The sequence below is a fragment of the Streptomyces kebangsaanensis genome (genome assembly GCF_001906585.1).
Lineage (GTDB): Bacteria > Actinomycetota > Actinomycetes > Streptomycetales > Streptomycetaceae > Streptomyces > Streptomyces kebangsaanensis.
This window is the reverse complement of sequence record NZ_JUJA01000160.1, coordinates 181,659-202,924: the sequence shown is the minus strand read 5'-3', so window position 1 is coordinate 202,924 and position 21,266 is coordinate 181,659. Positions and strand designations below refer to the sequence as shown.

The 21,266-nt window shown below is 72.6% G+C and carries 20 protein-coding genes; 12 read left to right on the top strand and 8 right to left on the bottom strand.

Annotated features, from left to right (window positions below; translation table 11 throughout):
• Window positions 1-215 precede the first annotated feature (215 nt).
• A complete protein-coding gene (gene lysS, locus RH94_RS30935) occupies window positions 216-1,985 on the top strand; it encodes a lysine--tRNA ligase (protein ID WP_073951630.1) in 1,770 nt (589 codons plus the stop codon).
• Between the two features lie 96 nt (window positions 1,986-2,081).
• Here the strand turns inward: lysS and RH94_RS30930 are convergent, their stop codons facing one another.
• The 6 genes from RH94_RS30930 to RH94_RS30905 all read right to left on the bottom strand — a co-directional run bounded on the left by RH94_RS30930 (window position 2,082) and on the right by RH94_RS30905 (window position 7,869).
• Window positions 2,082-3,347 carry a DUF2637 domain-containing protein gene (locus RH94_RS30930; RefSeq protein ID WP_073951629.1) on the bottom strand — a complete coding sequence of 422 codons (1,266 nt, stop codon included), beginning with the start codon at window positions 3,345-3,347 and terminating at the stop codon, window positions 2,082-2,084.
• Window positions 3,348-3,478: 131 nt separating this feature from the next.
• Complete coding sequence (locus tag RH94_RS30925; protein ID WP_073951628.1) at window positions 3,479-4,450, bottom strand: DUF3558 domain-containing protein; 972 nt, start codon at window positions 4,448-4,450, stop codon at window positions 3,479-3,481.
• A 118-nt stretch (window positions 4,451-4,568) separates the two neighbouring features.
• Window positions 4,569-5,384, bottom strand: coding sequence for a hypothetical protein (locus RH94_RS30920; RefSeq protein WP_073951627.1), 816 nt, complete (start codon window positions 5,382-5,384; stop codon window positions 4,569-4,571).
• Window positions 5,385-5,915: 531 nt separating this feature from the next.
• On the bottom strand, window positions 5,916-6,434 hold the full coding sequence (locus RH94_RS46470) for a hypothetical protein (RefSeq protein ID WP_324614335.1): 519 nt from the start codon (window positions 6,432-6,434) through the stop codon (window positions 5,916-5,918).
• A 248-nt stretch (window positions 6,435-6,682) separates the two neighbouring features.
• Window positions 6,683-7,462: an SDR family NAD(P)-dependent oxidoreductase gene (locus tag RH94_RS30910; protein ID WP_073951675.1), complete on the bottom strand. Its 780-nt coding sequence runs from the start codon at window positions 7,460-7,462 to the stop codon at window positions 6,683-6,685.
• 68 nt (window positions 7,463-7,530) lie between these two features.
• Window positions 7,531-7,869: a YnfA family protein gene (locus RH94_RS30905; RefSeq protein WP_073951626.1), complete on the bottom strand. Its 339-nt coding sequence runs from the start codon at window positions 7,867-7,869 to the stop codon at window positions 7,531-7,533.
• 109 nt (window positions 7,870-7,978) lie between these two features.
• Between RH94_RS30905 and RH94_RS30900 the strand changes: the two genes are divergently transcribed.
• The 5 genes from RH94_RS30900 to RH94_RS30880 all read left to right on the top strand — a co-directional run bounded on the left by RH94_RS30900 (window position 7,979) and on the right by RH94_RS30880 (window position 13,697).
• A complete protein-coding gene (locus tag RH94_RS30900; RefSeq protein ID WP_073951625.1) occupies window positions 7,979-9,241 on the top strand; it encodes an MFS transporter in 1,263 nt (420 codons plus the stop codon).
• 333 nt (window positions 9,242-9,574) lie between these two features.
• Window positions 9,575-10,675, top strand: a complete 1,101-nt coding sequence (locus RH94_RS30895; RefSeq protein WP_073951624.1) for an LLM class flavin-dependent oxidoreductase — start codon at window positions 9,575-9,577, stop codon at window positions 10,673-10,675.
• A complete protein-coding gene (locus RH94_RS30890) occupies window positions 10,672-11,340 on the top strand; it encodes an FMN reductase (RefSeq protein WP_073951623.1) in 669 nt (222 codons plus the stop codon). The genes RH94_RS30895 and RH94_RS30890 overlap by 4 nt, the downstream gene beginning before the upstream one ends.
• A gap of 107 nt (window positions 11,341-11,447) precedes the next feature.
• Window positions 11,448-12,206 carry a response regulator transcription factor gene (locus RH94_RS30885; protein WP_073951622.1) on the top strand — a complete coding sequence of 253 codons (759 nt, stop codon included), beginning with the start codon at window positions 11,448-11,450 and terminating at the stop codon, window positions 12,204-12,206.
• Window positions 12,207-13,697, top strand: coding sequence for a sensor histidine kinase (locus tag RH94_RS30880; protein WP_073951621.1), 1,491 nt, complete (start codon window positions 12,207-12,209; stop codon window positions 13,695-13,697).
• 33 nt (window positions 13,698-13,730) lie between these two features.
• On the opposite strand, the gene RH94_RS30875 is transcribed toward RH94_RS30880, so the two are convergent.
• Window positions 13,731-14,081, bottom strand: coding sequence for a hypothetical protein (locus tag RH94_RS30875; protein WP_234426148.1), 351 nt, complete (start codon window positions 14,079-14,081; stop codon window positions 13,731-13,733).
• A gap of 319 nt (window positions 14,082-14,400) precedes the next feature.
• Here RH94_RS30875 and RH94_RS30870 point away from each other — a divergent pair, with 319 nt between their 5' ends.
• The 6 genes from RH94_RS30870 to RH94_RS30845 all read left to right on the top strand — a co-directional run bounded on the left by RH94_RS30870 (window position 14,401) and on the right by RH94_RS30845 (window position 20,153).
• A complete protein-coding gene (locus RH94_RS30870; RefSeq protein ID WP_079189257.1) occupies window positions 14,401-16,431 on the top strand; it encodes an ABC transporter ATP-binding protein in 2,031 nt (676 codons plus the stop codon).
• 82 nt (window positions 16,432-16,513) lie between these two features.
• Window positions 16,514-16,978, top strand: coding sequence for a DUF6325 family protein (locus tag RH94_RS30865; RefSeq protein ID WP_199881095.1), 465 nt, complete (start codon window positions 16,514-16,516; stop codon window positions 16,976-16,978).
• A 24-nt stretch (window positions 16,979-17,002) separates the two neighbouring features.
• The gene (locus RH94_RS30860) at window positions 17,003-17,290 is read left to right on the top strand and encodes an SHOCT domain-containing protein (protein WP_073951620.1); all 288 of its coding nucleotides are present in this window, start codon (window positions 17,003-17,005) and stop codon (window positions 17,288-17,290) included.
• A gap of 124 nt (window positions 17,291-17,414) precedes the next feature.
• Entirely contained in the window at window positions 17,415-17,747 is a 333-nt protein-coding gene (locus RH94_RS30855) for a hypothetical protein (RefSeq protein WP_073951619.1), read from the top strand.
• A 6-nt stretch (window positions 17,748-17,753) separates the two neighbouring features.
• Window positions 17,754-19,097: a hypothetical protein gene (locus tag RH94_RS30850; protein ID WP_073951618.1), complete on the top strand. Its 1,344-nt coding sequence runs from the start codon at window positions 17,754-17,756 to the stop codon at window positions 19,095-19,097.
• A gap of 177 nt (window positions 19,098-19,274) precedes the next feature.
• Complete coding sequence (locus tag RH94_RS30845; protein ID WP_073951617.1) at window positions 19,275-20,153, top strand: universal stress protein; 879 nt, start codon at window positions 19,275-19,277, stop codon at window positions 20,151-20,153.
• Window positions 20,154-20,228: 75 nt separating this feature from the next.
• Here RH94_RS30845 and RH94_RS30840 read toward each other — a convergent pair whose 3' ends face one another.
• A complete protein-coding gene (locus RH94_RS30840; protein WP_234426147.1) occupies window positions 20,229-21,197 on the bottom strand; it encodes a ferritin family protein in 969 nt (322 codons plus the stop codon).
• Between the last annotated feature and the right edge of the window lie 69 nt (window positions 21,198-21,266).

Genomic DNA, 21,266 nt, shown 5'->3' with positions numbered 1-21,266 from the left:
CCCAGTATCCCACGCGGGGCAAAGCGAATTTTCCGGTCTGCGGGTGAACGCCGGGGTGCCGAGGCCCGTCCAACGCGGTGAAAAGGCGTTTTCACGGATGCCGACCCGCCTGGGAGAATGGAGCGGTCAGCCGGGCGATCGCAGCGGCTGCCCACGGAGAACCTCCGAGGCCTCCGGAGAAACTAGAAACTTCAGAGAAACTTCAGGAAGAGGACGTGCCGATCGTGGCTCAGAGCACCGAGACCACCGACTGGGTCTCCCGTTTCGCGGACGACGTCATCGAGGAGTCGGAGCGTCGGGCCCCGGGCAAACCGGTCGTCGTCGCGTCCGGCCTGTCTCCGTCCGGCCCCATCCACCTGGGCAACCTGCGCGAGGTCATGACCCCGCACCTGGTCGCCGACGAGATCCGCCGCCGGGGGTACGAGGTACGGCACCTGATCTCCTGGGACGACTACGACCGCTACCGCAAGGTCCCGGCCGGCGTCACCGGCATCGACGAGACGTGGGCCGAGCACATCGGCAAGCCGCTGACCTCCGTCCCGGCCCCCAAGGGCTCGGCGCACCCCAACTGGGCCGAGCACTTCAAGGCCGCCATGGTCGACGCGCTCGCCGAGCTGGGCGTGGAGTTCGACGGCATCAGCCAGACCGAGCAGTACACCTCCGGCGTGTACCGCGAGCAGATCCTGCACGCGATGAAGCACCGCGGCGAGATCGACGCGATCCTCGCCCAGTACCGCACCAAGCCCAAGACGGCCAAGAAGCAGCAGAAGCCCGTCGACGAGGCCGAGCTGGAGGCCGAGGAGGGCTCGGGCGCCGCGTCCGAGGACGACGGCAGCTCCGGCTCCGCCGGGTACTTCCCGTACAAGCCGTACTGCGGCAACTGCGGGAAGGACTTCACCACCGTCACCGCCTACGACGACGACTCCACCGAGCTGACCTACGCCTGCACCGTGTGCGGCTTCTCGGAGACCGTCCGGCTCAGCGAGTTCAACCGCGGCAAGCTGGTCTGGAAGGTCGACTGGCCGATGCGGTGGGCGTACGAGGGCGTCGTCTTCGAGCCCAGCGGCGTCGACCACTCCTCGCCGGGGTCGTCGTTCCAGGTCGGCGGGCAGATCGTCGGGATCTTCGGCGGCAAGCAGCCGATCGGGCCGATGTACGCCTTCGTGGGCATCTCCGGGATGGCGAAGATGTCGTCCTCGCGGGGCGGGGTCCCCACCCCGGCCGACGCGCTGAGGATCATGGCGCCGCAGATCCTGCGCTGGCTGTACGCCCGGCGCAAGCCCAACCAGTCCTTCAAGATCGCCTTCGACCAGGAGATCCAGCGCCTGTACGACGAGTGGGACAGGCTCGCCGCCAAGGTCGCTGGGGGCACCTCCCAGGCGTCAAGCACTGGGGGAGGCTCCGCGCTGCCCGGTGACGTCGCCGCCTACACGCGCGCGGTCGGCACCGCCGCCGGTGAGCTGCCGAAGACGCCGCGCCCGCTGCCGTACCGCACGCTCGCGTCCGTCGCCGACATCACCGCCGGCCACCAGGACCAGGCGCTGCGCATCCTCAGCGAGCTCGACCCGGCCAACCCGCTCACCTCGCTCGACGAGGCCCGCCCGCGGTACGACAAGGCCGAGGCGTGGATCAACACCTACGTCCCCGCCGACCAGCGCACCATCGTCCGCGACGAGCCCGACACCGAGTTGCTGAAGTCCCTCGACGAGCCCTCCCGGCAGTCGGTCCGGCTGCTGCTCGACGGGCTGGCCGAGAACTGGTCACTCGACGGGCTCACCCACCTCGTCTACGGCGTGCCCAAGGTCCAGGCCGGGTTCTCCGCCGACGCCACGCCCAAGGAGCTGCCGCCGGAGATCAAGGCCGCCCAGCGGTCGTTCTTCGCGCTGCTCTACCACCTGCTGGTGGGGCGTGACACCGGTCCGCGGCTGCCCACGCTGCTGCTGGCGGTGGGGCAGGAGCGGGTGCGGACCCTGCTCGGGGAGTAGCCCGGGGCCCGGGGAGGAGGACCGCGTCCGGTTCGACGGCGAAGGGGGGCGCCCGGTGGTCTCACCGGGCGCCCCCCTTCTGTCCTGCCGTCGTGGCTAGGCGATGTGGTCCTCTTCCAGTTCCGCCGAGTGGCGCTTCTGGAAGCGTTCCACGAGGTCCTTCAGGGCGCTCGGGCTCAGCGTCGTGCCGTAGGTCGCCTGGATGTTGTCGCCGAGGACACGGGGCGTGGGGTAGCTGCCGTCTATCGACTGGCGGAACACCTGGTAGTACGCCTCCTCGTCCGGCTCGGCGGCCGGGGTGCCGCCGCCCTCGCCCAGCTCGCGGGTGCGGCCCGGGCTCACCGGGATCGGGAAGCTGCCGGTCTCCTCCGGAGAGGGCTCCTGGACGGGGGGCTCCTCCAGGTACTGGTCCTGGTACTCCTCGGCCTGCTGCTGCTCCGCGTACCACTGGGCGTACGCGTCGTCCGGGTCGTACGTGGGGTCGTAGCCCCCGTGGTACTCGACGGACTGCGGGCTGCGGGCGTGCAGCCAGGGGTTCTGCTCCGGGGCGGGCTCCGCGTGCCGCACGGGCTCCTCGTGCGGCACCGGCCGTTCCGCGTCCCGCCGGTTGCCGACGAGTTCCGGGCGCTGCTCGACGGGCGACACCGCGCTCTGCGGGACGGGGGCCTCCGCACGCGGTGCCGGGGGTATCAGCGCCGGTTCTATGCCCGCCGCCGCCAGGCCCGCCGGGGCGGTGTCGGCGAGGGGGACGCCGTACTTGGCCAGGCGCAGCGGCATCAGGGACTCCACCGGGGCCTTGCGGCGCCAGGCGCGGCCGAAGCGGGAGCGCAGGCGGGCCTGGTAGACGAGACGTTCCTGCTCCAGCTTGATCACCTGGTCGTAGGAGCGCAGCTCCCACAGCTTCATACGGCGCCAGAGGAGGAAGGTGGGGACGGGGGAGAGCAGCCAGCGGGTGAGGCGGACGCCCTCCATGTGCTTGTCGGCCGTGATGTCGGCGATCCGGCCGATCGCGTGCCGGGCCGCCTCGACGGAGACCACGAAGAGCACCGGGATCACCGCGTGCATGCCCACGCCCAGCGGGTCCGGCCAGGCGGCGGCGCCGTTGAACGCGATCGTCGCGGCCGTCAGCAGCCACGCCGTCTGGCGCAGCAGCGGGAACGGGATGCGGATCCAGGTCAGGAGCAGGTCCAGGGCGAGCAGGACGCAGATGCCCGCGTCGATGCCGATCGGGAAGACGTAACTGAACTTCCCGAAGCCCTTTTTGAGAGCGAGGTCCAGGACGGCCGCGTACGAGCCGGCGAAGCCGATACCGGCGATGATCACGGCGCCCGCCACGACCACGCCGATGAGAACGCGGTGCATCCGAGTCAGCTGTGGCGCGGCCACCCGTACTCCCCTCCCTGTGCCTGTTGTTGCGCGCAACAGGGTGGCACATCCGTACGAGGGACGGAGGGCCGGACCGGTTGTTCCGCTTTTGCGGCCCTGCTCCCGGCTCAGCCCTTCGCGGCCGATTCGGACGCCGAGGCCGATGTCGACGCCGAGGCCGACGGGGACGCCGGCTTCCCGGGGGACGTGGTGGCCGAGGGGGACGAGGAGGCGCTCGGCGCCGAGCCGCCGTCGGCCGCGCCGTTCGCCTTCGCCACCGCGGTCACCGCCTCCTTGGCGGCCTTCTCGGCGGACTTGACCAGGTCGTCCGCGTCCGGGGTCCGGTCACCGGCCAGGCCGGCGCCGTTGTAGTCGAGGGTGACGACCACGTTCTCCACCCGGGCCACGACCGTCTGCTGCTTGAAGGCGCCTTCCTTCTTCTTCAGGTCGTAGCGCACCGCGGTGGCCTCGTTGCCCGTCCCGGACACCGGCTCCGCCTTCGTGTTCTTCGCGTCCGGCACGGACCGCGCGTCGTCCACCTGCTTCTGGTAGTACTCCCGCGCCTGCTCCTCGCCGGTGCCGCGCGAGGCGTCGGACTCGAACCGCAGCAGGGAGACGTTGAGCCAGCGGAACTGGGAGCCCTTCACGCCGTTGTTGTCCAGGCTGCTCCAGGAGCAGCTGGCGCGCGCGGACAGGTCGCTCGAGGAGCCCTTCTTGGCCGACTTCGTGCCCTTGGGCACCAGTTCGCCGAGCGTCTTGCCCGACAGGACCTCGCACGCCTCCGGCAGCTCGGCGTACGCGGCCGCCTGCACCGTCGGCGAGGCGCTCGGGCTCGCGGAGTCCTGCGCGCCCTGCGTCGCGGTCCGCCGCGCGCCGTCACCGGAGCCGGAGTCGGAGCCCGAGGAGGAGCAGGCCGCGGCCAGGAACACCATGGGCACGGCGGCCGCACGGACAAGGACGCGGTTCAGACGCTTGGCTCGCGGGGCACGCTCTTCGCGCGGGGCTCGCTCTTCGCGCGGGGCTCTCCCCCACTGCCTAAACGGCGTGGGAGGTACCCCCACTTCTCGCTGGGCTGCTCGCTGCATGGTTCCTTCACTCATGACGCTCGTGGTTCCTGCGGTCGGATCGGGTCCGAGGGGCCACGGTACGCGGTGGGACAGCCGCACGGTCTCCCTTCCCGCGTTCCGCGCCCCGGCGCCAAGTGCCGGACGGGACAGGTCAGCCACCCAGCGAATCGGCCAGCCGCTCCGCCAGTTCCCTTGCCCTGCCCTGCATTTCCTCGCTGTCCGGGACCGTGCCGACGCTCGCCGGCTGCTCCATGTACTCGATGGTCACGATCACGTTGGACGTGCGGAACGCCACAGTCACGGTGCGCTGCTGGACCGTCGAACCGGAGCTGCCGAGCGAGTCGTCGAGGAACGCCTCGTCGCCGAGATCGCTCAGGGCGCCGGGCTGGAGATCGGACGGCGTGACACCGGAGGAGGCCGACGACGGGGAGGAGGGGGAGGAGGTAGAGGAAGAAGGGGTGCCGTTGGTGCCGGAGTTGGCACCGGAGTTGGCGCCGGAACTCCCGGTGGCGGCGGGCTCGGGCAGGCCCGCGGCCGCCTGCTTGGTGGCGAAGACCGACTCCGCCTGGCTGTCGTCGCTGACGGTGTTGTCGTAGGAGACGACCCGCTCGAATTCGACGTGGAGGTGGTCGGTGGCGTCCGCGGACTCCACCTTCCAACGGCAGCCGGTCTTGCGGTCGGTGTCGTACGTGAGCGTCGCCTGGCCCTCGTAGGCCTTGTCCCGCTGGTCCACGTCCATGATCTGCTTGATGCCGGGCAGCAGCGAGTCCAGGGTGCCGTGCGAGACCGCGCCGCAGGCCTCGGGAAGCGTGCGGTACTTGCCCGGCTGGGCCGCCGGTTCCGCCGTGCCGGTGCCGCCGGGGTTGGCGTTGTCCGCCTGGTCGTCGCCCGGCGAACCGCCGGTGCAGCCGGCCAGCAGCGCCACGAGAAGCGCGGCAGCGCCGGGTACGTACGCCTTCCGCAGCACGGTCGGGCTCCTCTCGCGGATGTCGGTCGGTCCGAGGTCCCCGCTGGTTATTCGCTTGCCGGGCGGGGGCGCGTCCGGAACACAATGTCTATCGCACGCGATGCCGTGGACGCCGGTCCGTTGTCCTGTTTCGCCGATCTTGGCGCTGGTATTGCGTTTTCATGCCTTTGTTTGTTTTTCGGGGGATTGTGGCGATGTTCGGCTGAGAATGCGCGGCCCCCGGTGGGAATCGGGGGCCGCGCACATCGTCTTACTGATCGCTCGGCTTGGGTACTTGGCCGGTGCGCAGGCGCCAGAGGCGGAGGTTGCAGCTCTGGGCGGTCCTGCCCAGCGTCTCTGCTGCCAACTTCGGGCTGTTCAGCTTCAGGAGGGCTCGGTCCTCGTTCTCAGTCCAGCGGCGCCGTGTGTGTGCCGACCGCATGTGGGCGGGGCGTGACCAAGCTGCGAATGAGTCGGCGACCACGCGCTTGCGCTCCAGAGACAGACAGTCTGGGTAATAGAGGTGGGCGGCCAGGTTCTGAGCGGCCTCCATCATGTAGAGGACGTTGTAGATGCCGTCACGTGCGTTCCGATCGGCGTTGCGCTCGGCACCTGTGATCTCCCTGGCGTAACGGCACAGTAAGTACCGATAGCCGTGCTGGCTGTGGTCAGGGAGACGAAGGGGAAGCCCTTGCCGGTGTAGCCCACCGAGCCGTCGGCGTCGATGACGCCGCGCAGGTAATCGCGGTGTGAGAACTCACCGCGGGGTGGGGAGATTGTTTTCGACTTGCGGCCGTAGGGCAACCCGAGCTCGTTGAGCAGGGTCCTGGCTTCCAGGGAGCACAGGGTCCAGACAGCCGTGTGAGAAGTCTCCGCGAAGTTCGTGGACCGTGTGCGCTCGGTGATACTGCTGCTGTACGGCGTCAGTTCCTGGAAGGCCCGCAGAAGATCGATGTCCCGAGCGCTGAGTTCGACGTTCAGGCGTCCCTTTTGCCCTGCCCCTTGATGCAGGTGCCCATCCGCCTGTAAGAAGCCGAACATGTACGCGTACTCGGGGGCCTTGAGATGCATGAACCGGTGACCGTTAGGCTCGCAGTCAGCCACAGGGAAGCCTCACTTCCTGGGTGGTCAGGCCCTTGGTCGGGATGCCGGTCCCGGCCGGGGCCGTCGTCTGAGGTTGTGGCGCGAGCATAGGTCGGCAGTTCGTCTGCCGTTCGGGTGATCGGCGAGGATCATCCCTGTGGGTTAACCGAGCTGTGCGTTCCGCTCACTTCGCAGGGCGAGGCGGCCCTGCTCCGCGTCTCGGGTGGGAAGGGTCCTTATCCGTTCTCCCGGTGGACCTTGGTGTTGGAGGCCTGGGCGCGGGGGCGGACGACGAGGAGGTCGATGTTGACGTGGCTGGGGCGGGTGACCGCCCAGGTGATGGTGTCGGCCACGTCGTCGGCCGTGAGGGGCTCGGCCACGCCCTCGTAGACCTTGGCCGCCTTCTCCTCGTCGCCGCCGAAGCGGGTCAGGGCGAACTCGTCGGTCCTGACCATGCCGGGGGCGATCTCGATGACGCGGACCGGCCTGCCGACGATCTCCAGGCGGAGGGTCTCGGCGAGTACGTGGGCGCCGTGCTTGGCGGCGACGTAGCCCGCGCCGCCCTCGTAGGTGGCGTGGCCGGCGGTGGAGGACACGATCACCACCGTGCCGTCGCCGCTCGCCTCCAGCTTGGGCAGCAGGGCCTGGGTGAGGTTGAGGGTGCCGAGGACGTTCGTCTCGTACATCGTGCGCCAGTCGGCCGGGTCGCCGGTGGCGACCGGGTCGGCGCCGAGCGCGCCGCCCGCGTTGTTGACCAGGACGCCGACGGTTCTGAAGGCCGTCGCGAACTCGTCCACGGCCGCGCGGTCGGTGACGTCGAGCCGGTACGCGGTGGCGGAGTGGCCGGCCGCGTTGATCTCCTCGGCGAGCGCCTCGACGCGGTCCTCGCGGCGGGCGGTCAGGACGACGCGGTAACCGGCGGCGGCGAGCTGCCGTGCCGTGGCGGCGCCGATGCCGCTGCTCGCACCGGTCACGACGGCGATGCGGGAGGCGGCGGGCGGGGCGGCAGTGGCCATGGGCTGATCCTCGGGACGGTGGTCGGTGCGGTCGGCTCCGCCCAGCGTAGGGGAGGGCCGTCGGGCCGTCAGCCGCCGTTCCGCGGCGCCCACATGATCACGGCCATACCGGCCAGGCAGACCAGCGCGCCGATCACGTCCCAGCGGTCGGGCCGGTACCCGTCGGCGGCCATGCCCCACAGGATCGAACCGGCGACGAAGATCCCGCCGTACGCGGCGAGGATGCGGCCGAAGTGGGCGTCGGGCTGGAAGGTGGCGACGAAGCCGTACGCCCCGAGCGCGAGGACGCCGCCGATCGCCCACAGCCAGCCGCGCTGCTCGCGCACGCCCTGCCAGACCAGCCAGGCACCGCCGATCTCGAAGAGCGCGGCGACGACGAAGAGGGCGGCGGAGCGGAGGATCAGCATGAGGGCAGCCTCGCACGGGGGCTTCTGCTTGGATGACGGCGGTCGGCCCGGACGACGGCGGCCGGCGTGAGGGCGTCTCGGGTGCGGGCGCGGTGAGGAGGCGCGGGGGGTGGTCGCGCGGCGGGCGCTGGGGCGGCGGTTCGGGTGGCTGTGGGCGGCGTACGCGGCCAGTACGTTCGGGTCGTGGCTGGCCTTCGACGCCTTCGCCCTGATCGCGGTGCTGGTGCTGCACGCCGGGTCCGCCGAGGTGTCCGCGCTGGCGGCCGCCGGGGCGGCGGTGGGCGCGGTGGTGGCGGTGCCGTTCGGGCCGTGGGTGGAGTTCCGCCGTAAACGGCCGGTGATGGTCGGGACGGACCTGGTCCGGTTCGCCGCGCTGATGAGCGTGCCGCTCGCGTTCGCGTTCGGGACGCTCGGCTTCGCGCAGCTGCTGGTGGTGTCGGTGGTGGTCGCCGCGGCCGACATCGCGTTCGGTGCGGCGAGCGGGGCGTATCTGAAGGGTCTGGTGGCACCGGAGGACCTGCTGGTCGCGAGCAGCCGGTTCGAGTCGACGACGTGGACGGCGACCGTGCTGGGGCCGCCGGCCGGGGGCGTCATGGTCGGCCTGTTCGGGCCGGTGGTGACCGTGGCGGCCGACGCGGTCAGCTATCTGCTGTCGGCGGCCGGGATCCGGGCGATCGGCGGGACGGAGCCCGAGCCGTCGCGGCGGCCCGTGCGGGCGGAGTCGTCGGCACGGCTGCGGGCGGGGGGCCTGTTCGACGGGTGGCGGTTCGTGCTGGCGGACCCGGCGCTGCGTCCCCTGTTCTTCAACACGGTGCTGGTCAATGCCCTGATCATGGCGGTCTCGCCGCTGATGGCCGTGCTGATGCTCGGTCCGCTCGGGTTCGCGCCGTGGCAGTACGGCCTCGCCTTCGCCGGGCCCTGCCTGGGCGGTCTGGTCGGTTCCCGGCTGGCGCGCCCGCTGGTCGATCGGTTCGGGCGGCGCGGGGTGCTGCTGACCGCGGGGGTGCTGCGCGTGTGCTGGCCGGTCGGGCTGGCGTTCGTGCGGCCGGGGCTGCCCGGGCTGGTGCTGGTGATGGCGGTCGAGCTGGCGCTGATCACCTGCTGCGGCGTGTTCAACCCGGTGTTCGCCGCCCACCGGCTGGAGCGGACCCCGCCGGACCGGGTGGCCCGTACGCTCTCGGCCTGGTCGGTCACCAACAAGGCGGCCACCGCGGCGGTGACCGCCTCCTGGGGTCTGCTGGCGGCGGTCACCGGTCCCCGTACCGCCATCGGCATCGCGGGTCTGCTGCTGCTGGTGACGCCGCTGCTGCTGCCGTGGCGCGAGCGGGCGCCGAAGCCCGAGCCACTGCCGGCGCCCGCCGACGCCGCTTAGAAGGGCGTGTCGCGGAAGCGGCGCCGTCCGCCCGGCGGGCGGGCCCCGCGGCGTCCGGTGCCGGGGCGCCCCCGCCCTTCGGGCAGTGGAGAGCGTCTGGACAGCGGAGAGCGTCGCGACCCCGACGACGCGGCTGGGGGTCCCCCTGCTCGAAGAGCTCGGGGGAGCCGTGTCCGGAGGCGGCTCCCAGCCGCCGGGCCGGGGGGAGGAACTTTCGCGACACGCCCTGTCGTCGGCGTCGTTCCGGTCGTCGTGGGCGGACGGAATACCTCCGGAACGCGGGTCGTTCTCCGGGTATAGTTGAAGCGTCAACAATCTGGAGGATGAGCGACCATGCAGTTCGGGATCTTCAGCGTCGGCGATGTCACGCCGGACCCCACCACGGGCCGCACGCCGACCGAGCGTGAGCGGATCAAGGCCATGGTCGCCATCGCGCTGAAGGCCGAGGAGGTCGGCCTGGACGTCTTCGCGACCGGCGAGCACCACAACCCGCCGTTCGTGCCGTCGTCGCCGACCACCATGCTCGGGTACATAGCCGCCCGGACCGAGCGGCTGATCCTGTCCACCTCCACCACGCTGATCACCACCAACGACCCGGTGAAGATCGCCGAGGACTTCGCGATGCTCCAGCACCTGGCCGACGGCCGGGTGGACCTGATGATGGGACGCGGCAACACCGGGCCGGTCTACCCCTGGTTCGGGCAGGACATCCGGCAGGGCATCAACCTCGCCGTCGAGAACTACGCCCTGCTGCACCGGCTGTGGCGCGAGGACGTCGTCGACTGGGAGGGCAAGTTCCGCACGCCGCTGCAGGGCTTCACCTCCACGCCCCGCCCGCTGGACGGCGTACCGCCGTTCGTCTGGCACGGCTCCATCCGCTCCCCGGAGATCGCCGAGCAGGCCGCCTACTACGGCGACGGCTTCTTCCACAACAACATCTTCTGGCCGGCCGACCACACCAAGCGGATGGTCGAGCTGTACCGGGCCCGGTACGCCCACTACGGGCACGGCACGCCCGAGCAGGCGATCGTCGGGCTCGGCGGCCAGGTGTTCATGCGGAAGAACTCGCAGGACGCGGTGCGCGAGTTCCGGCCGTACTTCGACGTCGCCCCCGTCTACGGGCACGGGCCCTCCCTGGAGGAGTTCACCGCCCAGACGCCGCTGACCGTCGGCTCCCCGCAGCAGGTCGTCGAGAAGACGCTGGCCTTCCGCGACTACGCCGGCGACTACCAGCGCCAGCTGTTCCTGATCGACCACGCGGGGCTGCCGCTGAAGACCGTGCTGGAGCAGATCGACCTGCTCGGCGAGGAGGTCGTGCCGGTGCTGCGCGAGGAGTTCGCCAAGGGGCGCCCGGCCGGTGTGCCGGACGCGCCGACCCACGCGTCCCTGCTCGCCGGCCGGGCGGGCGCCGAAGAAGGAGTGAGCGCCGTATGAAGCTCGTCGTCGTCTCGGCGGGACTGAGCGTCCCGTCCTCCACCCGGCTGTTGGCCGACCGGCTGGCGGCCGCGACCGCCGGGCGCGCCCCGGCCGACGTAAGGGTGGTCGAGCTGCGCGACCTCGCCGTCGAGATCGCCCACAACTTCGCGAGCGGCTTCCCCGGGCCGGACCTCGCGTCCGCGCTGGACGCGGTGGCGGAGGCGGACGGGCTGATCGTCGTCACTCCGGTGTTCTCGGCGTCGTACAGCGGGCTGTTCAAGTCCTTCTTCGACGTCCTCGGCGTCCGGGACCAGGACGCCCTGGCCGGCAAGCCGGTGCTGATCGCCGCGACCGGCGGCACCGCCCGCCACTCCCTGGTCCTCGACCACGCCCTGCGTCCGCTCTTCGCGTATCTCAAGGCCGTGGTCGTGCCGACCGGTGTCTACGCCGCCTCGGAGGACTGGGGCGCCGAGGGGCTGCCCGAGCGGATCGAGCGGGCGGCGGGGGAGCTGGCGGCGCTGATGACGGGGCTGTCGGCGGGGCGTGGGACGGAGCGGGCCGAGCAGGACGGGTCCGGGACGGACGGGTCCGGGACAGACGGGTCCGGGGCGGACGGGTCCGGGAAGGACGGCGGTTTCACGGTGGTGCCGTTCGAGGAGCGGCTGGCCGCGCTGCGGGGGTGACGCCCACGGCTGAACGGGCCCCGGCCGACGGTGAAAGGCGGGTAAAAAGGGTGATCGTCCCTCCGCCCACCCCGGCCGGGGCCTCGTTGCCTTGGCAGACTGGACGGGTGCCCCAGACCGTGCTGCTCGCCGAAGACGACCGCGCCATCCGCCACGCCCTCGAGCGTGCCCTGACGCTGGAGGGCTACGAGGTGACGGCGGTCGCCGACGGCGTCGAGGCGCTCGCGCAGGCCCACAGGAACCCGCCGGACATCCTCCTCCTCGACGTGATGATGCCGGGCATCGACGGACTCCAGGTCTGCCGCGTGCTGCGCGCCGAGGGCGACCGCACGCCGATCCTCATGCTCACCGCCCTGGTGGAGACCGCCGACCGGATCGCCGGACTGGACGCCGGCGCCGACGACTACGTCGTCAAGCCGTTCGACGTCGAGGAGGTCTTCGCCCGGCTGCGCGCCCTGCTGCGCCGCACCAGCCCGGTCGGCGTCGGCGGCGCGCCCGGCACGGCGACCGGCGCCTCCGTCTCCGCCTCCGGGGGCGTACCGGCGAAGGAGCCGCAGGCCCCCGAGCGGCAGATCGAGGCGGCCGGGATCCGCATGGACCTGCAGGCCCGCCGGGTGTGGCGGGGCACGCGGGAGCTGGAGCTGACCCGCACCGAGTTCGAGCTGCTGGAGCTGCTGGTCCGCAACGCCGGGATCGTGCTGGACCACTCCACCATCTACGACCGCATCTGGGGCTACGACTTCGGCCCCGGCTCCAAGAACCTCGCCGTGTACGTCGGCTATCTGCGCCGCAAGCTCGACGAGCCGGACGCGCCGCAGCTGATCCACACCGTCCGAGGCGTGGGTTACGTGCTGCGGGAGGACTGAGTGGGCCGCCTCGCGCGGCTGCTGGAGCGACCGCGGCCCCGGCTGTCGTCGCTGCGGACCACGTTCGCGGTGACGTTCGCCGTGGTGACCGCCGCCGTCACCATCCTCGTCGGCATCCTGTCGTACAACTCCGCGGCCCGTCTGGTGCGGGTCGACCAGCAGTCGGTGTTCACGCAGGTCGTGCAGGACGTGCGGAACGAGGTACGGCGCTACGACCTGACCCCCGCGGACTTCGCCTCCTCCCGGCCCGGCCACGAGCTGGTCCGGCCCAGCCGCACCAACGTGCAGGTGCTCGGCGCGGGCGGGAAGGTCGTCGACCACGGCAGCCCCGCACTGCCCGTCACCGCCCGGGACAGGGCCGCGGCGGCCGCCGCCGCGGCCGGGAGGACCGTCGAGGACAAGGACGTCGTCGTCGCCGGCAACGTGTACCGCATCGCGACCGTCGCCCTGGGCGGCGGCCGGGGCGCCGTGCAGGTCGCCCAGGAGTTCAGCGACACCGAGGACCTGCTGCGGGCGCTGCAGCAGCGCACGCTGATCCTGATGGGGGCCGTGGTGGTCGCGGCCGGCCTGTGCGGCTGGTGGCTGGCCCGCCGCATCACGCGCCGGCTGGTGATCCTCACCTCCGCCGCCGAGAACGTCGCCCGCACCCGCCGGCTCGGCGTCGAGGTGCCCGTCACCGGCTACGACGAGGTGGGCCGCCTCGGCCGCTCCTTCGACCGCATGCTGGGCCGGCTCGCCCAGTCCGAGGAGGACCAGCGCCGTCTGGTCCAGGACGCGGGCCACGAGCTCCGTACGCCGCTGACCTCCCTGCGGACGAACATCTCCCTGCTGCGCCGCATCGACGAACTGCCGCCCGCCACCCGCGAGGACCTGGTCGCCGACCTCACCCAGGAGGCCCGCGAGCTCACCGACCTGGTCAACGAGCTGGTCGACCTCGCGGCCGGCCAGTCCGACACCGAGCCGCCGCAGCGGATCGACCTCACCGACATCGCCGAGGACGTCGCGGGAGTGGCCCGCCGGCGCAGCGGACGCGACATCGTGGTCCGCGCGAGCGGCGACACGACGACCGAGGGCCGGCCGGGCATGCTCCAGCGGGCCGTCTCCAACCTCGTGGAGAACGCCGTCAAGTTCGACCGGGACGGCACGGCGCCCATCGAGATCTCCGTCGCCGGTCCCGCCCGGCCCGGCACGGTCCGCGTGGAGGTCCTCGACCGCGGGCCCGGCATCGCCGCGGACGACCTGATACGCGTCTTCGACCGCTTCTACCGGGCCGCCGACGCCCGCTCCCTGCCCGGCTCCGGCCTCGGCCTGTCCATCGTGCGCGAGGTGTCCCTGGCCCACGGCGGCGCCCCGTTCGCCTTCCGGCGCGCCGGCGGCGGCTCGGTGATCGGCTTCACGGTCGGCACGGACCGGGGCCGGCACGGGGGCGGGGGCGGGGTGACCGGGAGCGGGGTGCGGGGAGCGGCCCGGGACGCCGGCCAGGGGAACTGACCCGCCGTCCGGACCGCCGCTCTCCGCGGGGGCTCACCCGTCGGCGGGGACGCGCTCCGGGCCGGAGGGGGTCCCGCCCGCGGCCGTGCGCCTGCGGGACGCCGTCAGCAGCCAGGCCAGGTTCCCCACCGCCGCCCCGGCCGCCACGGTGGCGACGATCACCCCCGCGGTGGCGAAGCCGGCGTGGAACAGGCGCGGTCGCGGGTTGAGGCTGTGCAGCCCGAAACCGCACAGCAGGTAGACCCCGACGGCGGCGACCGTGAGGCTGACGACGAGCAGCGCGACGGTCGGCCCGAGTCCGCCCCCGGTGTCCTCGGCGCTCCCACCGCCCTTGCCGCCCCCGCCGTACGAGGCACCGGGCTGCGGACAGTGTGCTTGCTGCATGGGTCCCCCGTCGACGGTTGGATGGCGAGCCGGGTCCCTACAGTACGTAGGGCCGCCGCCGGAAGGGAAACGGACGGCCCGGTCGCCGGTCGTGTCCGCACGATCGCGCCGCCGGTGCCTCATCGGTGCACGAGCGGGCGCGCGGCGACACGAGGGGTCGCACATCCGAGGCCCGCCGCCGCGTTCATGCCCGGGTCGTACCCCGACGCCCCCACCACACGTCCACCTGCCGCCTCCGGTCGCGTACCGGACGCGTCGCGCCGGGTGGTCACGCCGGATGATGCTCACCTGGCGTTCGAGACGGCGGGGGCAGGGTCGGATGACGATACGCGGGAAGCGCACGGGGGACGACGCCGAGCCGGTGAAGGACGCGGCCGGCGCCCAGGAGGTCTCGGAGTCGGAGCGGCTGCTCTTCGGCGGCCCGCTCCGCTACGACATGGGCTGGAACCACCACCACGGCTCGTTCCTGGAACTCGGCCTGCGCGCCATGGTCCTGCGGATGCCGCGGCTGATCGGCTCCACGATCCGGCTGGCCCGCCGTGCCGACCGGCAGGCCCTGCTCCAGGTCGCCGCGGCGGAGGCCGGCGGCGGCATCGCGCAGGCGGTCGGCCTGGTCGCGGTCAACCGGGTGCTCGTCCAGCTGCTGGGCCACGGCGAGACCACCGAACGCCTCACCGCCGCGGCCCCCGCGCTCGTCGCGGTGGCCGTCACCGCCGTCGTCGGCGCGCTGCTGAAGTCCGTCTCCACGGCCGGTACCGGCCGGCTGGAGCCGAAGGTGTTCCGGGTGGCGACCGAGGAGTACCTGGAGCGGGTGGCCCGCGTGGAGCTGGCCGCCGTGGAGGACGAGGAGTTCCACAAGCTGCTGGACTCCGCCCAGTGGGGCGCCGAGTCCGCCCGGCGGATGATCAGGTTCTGTGTGTCGGTGATCACCGCCGCGATCGCGCTGGTCGCCGCCGCCGGCGTACTGACGGCGCTGCACCCGGCGCTGCTGCCCCTGCTGGCGATGATGACGCTGCCGAGCGCCTGGAGCGCGCTGACCATCGCCCGCCGCCGCTACGTCTCCTTCCACACCTGGGTCCAGCACGCCCGGGCCGGCCAGCTGCTCGGGCGCCTGCTCATCGACGTCCAGGCAGCGCCCGAGGTGCGGGTGCACAACATCGGGCCGTTCCTGCTCCGGCACTTCCGCACGATGGCCGAGACCGGCGAGCGGGAACAGACCCGCCTGGCGTCCCTGGCCGCCCGCACCGGTCTGATCGCCTCGGGCTGGACGGGGCTCGCGACCGTCGCCACGTACGGGGTGCTCGGCGTGCTGCTGTGGACCGGCGCCATGGGACTCGCCGTCGCCGGCACCGCCGTCATCGCCATCCGCACCGGCTCCGCCAACCTCGAAGCCCTGGTCGTCCAGCTCAACTACCTCTACGAGGAGAGCCTGTTCGTCGCCGACCTCGGCCGGCTCTGCCAGGAGGCCGACCGCCGCCTCATCCCGGACACCGGCCGCCCCCTGCCGCGGCGGGTCGACGCCGTTCGCTTCGAGAACGTCACCTTCACCTACCCGGGCACAACCGACAGCCGCCCCGCCCTGGAGGAGGTGAGCGTCACCATCCCCACGGGCAAGGTCGTCGCCCTGGTCGGCAACAACGGCAGCGGCAAGAGCACGCTCGCCAAACTCCTGTGCGGCCTGTACGCCCCGGACGCCGGCCGCGTCCTCTGGGACGGCGTGGACGCCGCCGAGGCCGACCGCGCCGACCTCTTCGACCGCGTCGCCGTCGTGACCCAGGACTTCTACCGCTGGCCCTTCACCGCCCGTATCAACGTCGCGATCGGCCGCCCCGAGGCCCCGTACGACGACGACCTGCTGCACGCCGCCGCCGAGTACGCCGGCGCCGACGAGACCGTCTCCTCCCTGCCCCGCGGCTGGGACACCCTGCTCGCCCGCGGCTACAAGGGCGGCCACCAGATCTCCGGCGGCCAGTGGCAACGCCTCGGCATCGCCCGCGCCCGCCACCGCGACGCGCGGATCCTCGTCGTCGACGAACCCACCAGCGCCCTGGACGCCGAGGCCGAACAGCGCGTCTTCGACCGGATCCAGGGCCTGGCCGCCGAGGGCCGGACGATCGTCCTGATCACCCACCGCCTGCACAGCGTCCGCCACGCCGACACGATCTACGTCCTCGAGCACGGACGCGTCGCCGAACACGGCACGTTCGACGAGCTGATGCGGCCGGACGCGGACGGCCCCGGCCTCTTCCGCCGCATGTACCTCGTCCAGGCCGAGCAGTACCGCGTCGACGGCCGGACCGCGGCCCTGCCCGCCCAGCAGGGCCACCCGGCCGCGGACCCGCGGTCATGAGGTCCGGCCGCCGCCGGAAGTGCGGGCCGTGGGGCCGGGTGCTGGAATGGCTGGAGGGGCCGTCCGCCTCAGAGGAGTGGTCATGACCGAGGACCTCCGGGAAATGGGGCCCGTCGACTACCTGATCGTCGAGTTCCCCGGCAACCGCATGACAGGAGAGGGCTTCCCCCTGCTCGTCGACCTGGTCGAGCGCGGCATCATCCGGATCATCGATCTCGCCTTCGTCCGCAAGGACGCCGACGGGTCGGTCGTGGCGCTGGAGCTGCGGGAGATCGGGGACGAGATCGACCTGACGATGTTCGAGGGGGCCTCCTCCGGGCTGCTGGACCAGAGCGATCTGGACGACGCGGGTGCCGCGCTGGAGCCCGGCAACTCCGCGGCGGTCCTGGTGTACGAGAACACATGGGCCGCGCCGCTGGCCCGGGCGCTGAGGCGCGGCGGGGCCCAGCTGGTGGCGAGCGGACGCATTCCCGTGCCCGCGCTGCTGGCGTCCCTGGACGCGACCGAGGTGACGACACCGCCGCCGAGTGGGCCCGTGACCGCCTGAAGAAGCGCAGGGAGATGAGTGAACATGCCGGGACTTCTGCGCGGCGTCGCCCGCACCGCGGTGATTTCGGGTACGGCCACCGCGGTGTCCAACCGCGTCTCGCGGCGGCAGGCGGGCCGGTGGGCCCAGCAGGACTACGAACAGCAACTCGCGCAGCAGCAGGCCCCGCCTCCCGCGGCGGCGGCACCGCAGCCGGACGCCGACGACATGACCGGCAAGATCGACCAGCTGAAGCAACTCGCCGACCTCAAGGCCCAAGGGGTGCTCAGCGAGGAGGAGTTCGAGGCCCAGAAGCGCCGGGTTCTCGCCTGAGCAAGCCCACGGGCGACGATCCCCGCAACGGCCGCGCACACCAGGCGCGTCCGCCCAGGACGGCGGACAGCGGTGCCGGGACGTCGCCCCGGCCGGCTCCCCACCACCCGGTACAGGAGGCCCGATGCCCGTCTCACGGTTGCTGACCGCGCTCGCCGGAATCGCGATGCTCGGCATGGTGCTGACAGCCTGCGAGGAGCACGCGCAAGGCACGATCGAGGGGAGGAACGGCGTCAGGGCCGTCGAGACGATCTCGAACCCGCCGATCCACGGGTGCCACCGCTTCCGCGCGGGGGTCACCCACGTCACCAACCGCACGCAGAGCAACCTCATGCTGTACCGGACCGCCGACTGCACCGAGCCCGCGGGCGGGCAGGGCGTCTACCTCGACAGGCAGATGTCGAACCAGGTGGCCCCCGCCACGGCGGCGTGGCGCAGCTTCAGCTTCGTGAGCTGACCGGTCATGACCTCCCGTGAGCAGCCAGGGAAAGACGGCACGGGCGGCGAGCACTCGGAGCTGGAGCACCTGAGGGCCCGCGTCGCCGCGCTGGAGACCGGCCGGGCCGCACGGGCGGCGCACCACCGGTGGAGGTCCTTCTTCTCGGCGCTGCTCATCGTCCTCGGCTGCGTCCTGACCCCGCTCGCCGCCACCGCCTCGTGGGCGGCGGCCGAGGTCGACGACACCGACCGGTACGTCGCGACGGTCGCGCCCCTCGCCTCCGACCCCGCCGTCCAGGCGGCCGCGGCGAACCGGGTCACCGACGCGCTGATGAGCCACCTCCCCCTGCGGAACCTGCTCGAAGGCGTGGCCCCGGCGGACAGGCCGCGGCTGGAGAAGGCACTCGGCACGCTGGCGACCCCCTTGGAGAACGCCGTCCGCGGCTTCGTCCACGGCAAGGCCCAGGACGTCATCGCCTCCGACACCTTCCAGCGCTTCTGGGTCGACGCCAACCGCGGGATCCACGCGGCCGTCGACAAGGCGCTGACCGGTGGCGGCGGCGCGGTGAGGATCAGCAACAACTCCGTGACCATCGACCTGGCACCCGTCGTGGACCGGGTCAAGCAGCGCCTGGTCGACGACGGCATGACGGTCGCCGGACGGATCCCGCAGATCCACACCGACCTCACCGTCCTGCGCTCCGACCGCCTCGGCGAGCTGAAGACCTACCTCCAACTGCTCCGGATCGCCGGGTTCTGGCTGCCGGTGCTCGCGGTCCTGTCCCTCGTCGTGGGATGGCTGCTCTCCGTCCACCGCCGGCGCGTCCTCGTCGCCGCGGTGCTCGGCGCCGCGGTCGCCATGCTGGCCCTCGGCCTGGGCCTCACCGTCTTCCGCGAGGTCTATCTGAACGGCCTCCCGGCCTCCGTCTCGCAGCCGGCCGCGGGGGCCGTCTACGACATCCTGACCCGTTACCTGCGCACCTCCGTGCGGAGCGTCGTGGCACTGGCCGTGGTGATCGCGCTGGCCGCCTGGCTGACCGGCCGAGGACGGCGGGCGACCTTCGTACGGCAGGCGTGGCAGTCGGGCATCCACGCGGTGCGCGCCGCGGCGGACCACGCGGGTCTCCGCACGGGCCCGGTCGGTCCCTTCGTCCACCGCCACCGGGCCTGGATCACCTGGATCCTCGTCGCCGCGGCCGTCGTGACGTACATCCTGTGGAGCTACCCCACCGGATGGGTGGTCCTCGTCATCGCCCTGGTGCTGCTGTTCGCCATGGCGGTGGTGGAGTTCCTCACCGAGCCGCCCGCACCGCCCGTACCGCCCGCACCACCGGCCCCGAGCACACCGGTCCGGGGCCCGGGCCGGTGACGGCCGCGACGAGGAGGGCCGCTACGAGGAGGGCCGCAAGGCCGTACCGGACAGGGGCCGTTCGGCCCGATGCGCTCCGCCGTAGGGTGGCGGAAGCTGGAGGGGCTCAGGACGCGGTTGCGGACCGGTGGCCGGCCGGCTGTGCGGCGGTCACGGTGTGCGGAGGAAGGGTGTTTCATGGTGAATCCGGTGGTCGTGGGAGTGGACGGCTCGCCCTCGAGCCTGGAGGCGGTGGAGGCCGCGGCGCGCGAGGCCGCACTGCGCGGGACCGGACTGCGGCTGGTGCACGCCTTCGGCTGGCCGTCGCCGCATGTCCCGCCCGGTATGCACCCGTGGAACCCGAACACGGCGGGGCTGCGCGAGCTGGTGGACGGCACCCTGGCCGAGGCCGAGCAGCGGGCGCGTGACGCCGCACCGGACGTGGAGATCACGCGCGAGGTCACCGTCGGCGAGCCGCTGATGGTGCTGGAGATCGAGTCGCGCACCGCCTCGCTGGTCGTGGTGGGCAGCCGCGGGCTGGGCGGGTTCGGCAGCCTGCTGCTCGGCTCCACCGCCGTGCACCTCGCCGCCCACGGCCACTGCCCGGTGCTGGTGGTGCGCGGCAGGCCGGACCCGGCCGGCCCCGTCCTGCTCACGGTGGACGGCTCACCGGCGGGCGAGGCGGCCGTCGAGTTCGCCTTCGCCGAGGCGTCGCGGCGCGGTGCGGACCTGGTGGCGCTCCACGTGTGGAACACCTGGAGCGAGCACGCCTACGAGGGTCCCGGCGATCCCCTGAACGTGGTGGCCGACGTCGAGCGGCTCCAGGAGGAGGAGCAGAGGCTGCTGGACGAGGCGGTGGCTCCCTGGCAGGCGCGTCATCCCGAGGTCGCCGTGGAGCGGCGCCTGGTGCGCTCCCGGATCCGCCCGGCCCTGATCGAGGCCAGCCAGGAGGCACAGCTGCTGGTGACCGGTGCCCGCGGCCGGGGCGGCTTCACGGGTCTCCTGCTGGGCTCCGTCAGCCAGGCCCTGCTGCACCACGCGCACTGCCCCGTCACCGTGGTCCGCGGCAAGGAGTGACCCCGACCGGCCGGGCGGTCCGCGGTGCGCGGTGCGCCCGGCCGGTCCTGCCGTGCTCCCCTCGGTGAGGGGCGGTCAGCGCAGTTGGTCGAGCGCCTTCTGGAAGGCGGCGGCGTGCCTGGCCCGGTCCGCGGCGGTGTCGCGGAAGTAGCGGGCGGCGGCGGTGTCACCGACGGCGGTGGCCCGCCCGGCGAACCCCGGGTACACCGTGGTCGCCTCGTTGTGCTCCCCGGTGATGGCCTTGCGCAGGTTCTCCCTCGTCGTGCGGACCAGGCCGGCCAGCACAGCCTCGCCGGCCAGGTGCTCGTGCAGCTCGACCCCGGCGGTGCCCTCGAACAGGCGGGCCAGCGCGGCGTTGCCGGTCTGCCGGGCGTGGGCGGCGAAGAGCATGTACTTGGCGTGGGCGAGACCCTCGCCGTGCAGGGCGGTGTCCAGGTTGGCCCTGGTGCGGGCGGCCTTCACCTTCGGCAGCCCGGCGGACACCGCCACCACGTCGGCCTTCGGCGGTGCCGGGATGGTGCCGCGGCCGGTGGTCACGGCCGTGAGGGCCGTGCGGAAGGCGTCGCGGTGGCGGCCCTCGTCCGCGGCGATCTCGCTGAAGAGCTTCGCGGCCTCGAGGTCCCCGTCCGCGCGGGCCTGCTCGGCGAAGCGGCGGTACATGACCTGGTGCTCGTAGGTCTCGCCGTTGATGGCCTGGCGCAGGTTGGCGGCGTTGGAGCCGACCAGGCCGGCGAGGGTGGCCGCCTCGCGCAGGTGCTCGGTCAGCTCGGTCCGCGCCGTGGAGCGGAAGAGCTTGCCGACGGCCGGGAGGCCCTGGCGGTCGGCCTCGGCGGCGAAGAGGCTGTAGACGGCGTAGGCGTACGCCTCGCCCTTCATGGTGGTGGCCAGGTCGGCGAGAGTCTGCGCCCGCAGCGCCCGGGCGGCGGTGTGCGGTGCCGGGTCAGCCCCGGCCGGGTCGCCCCCGGCCAGGGCCGGGGCCGCCGGCGCGGCCGCGGCCAGCACACACAGACCCACTACGAACGTACGTGTCGAATGGCGGAACACGATGCCCTCCTTTTGGGGCCTCTCGGTGGTGGCGCCCTCCCCCATACGACCCGCACCTGTACTCCGTTG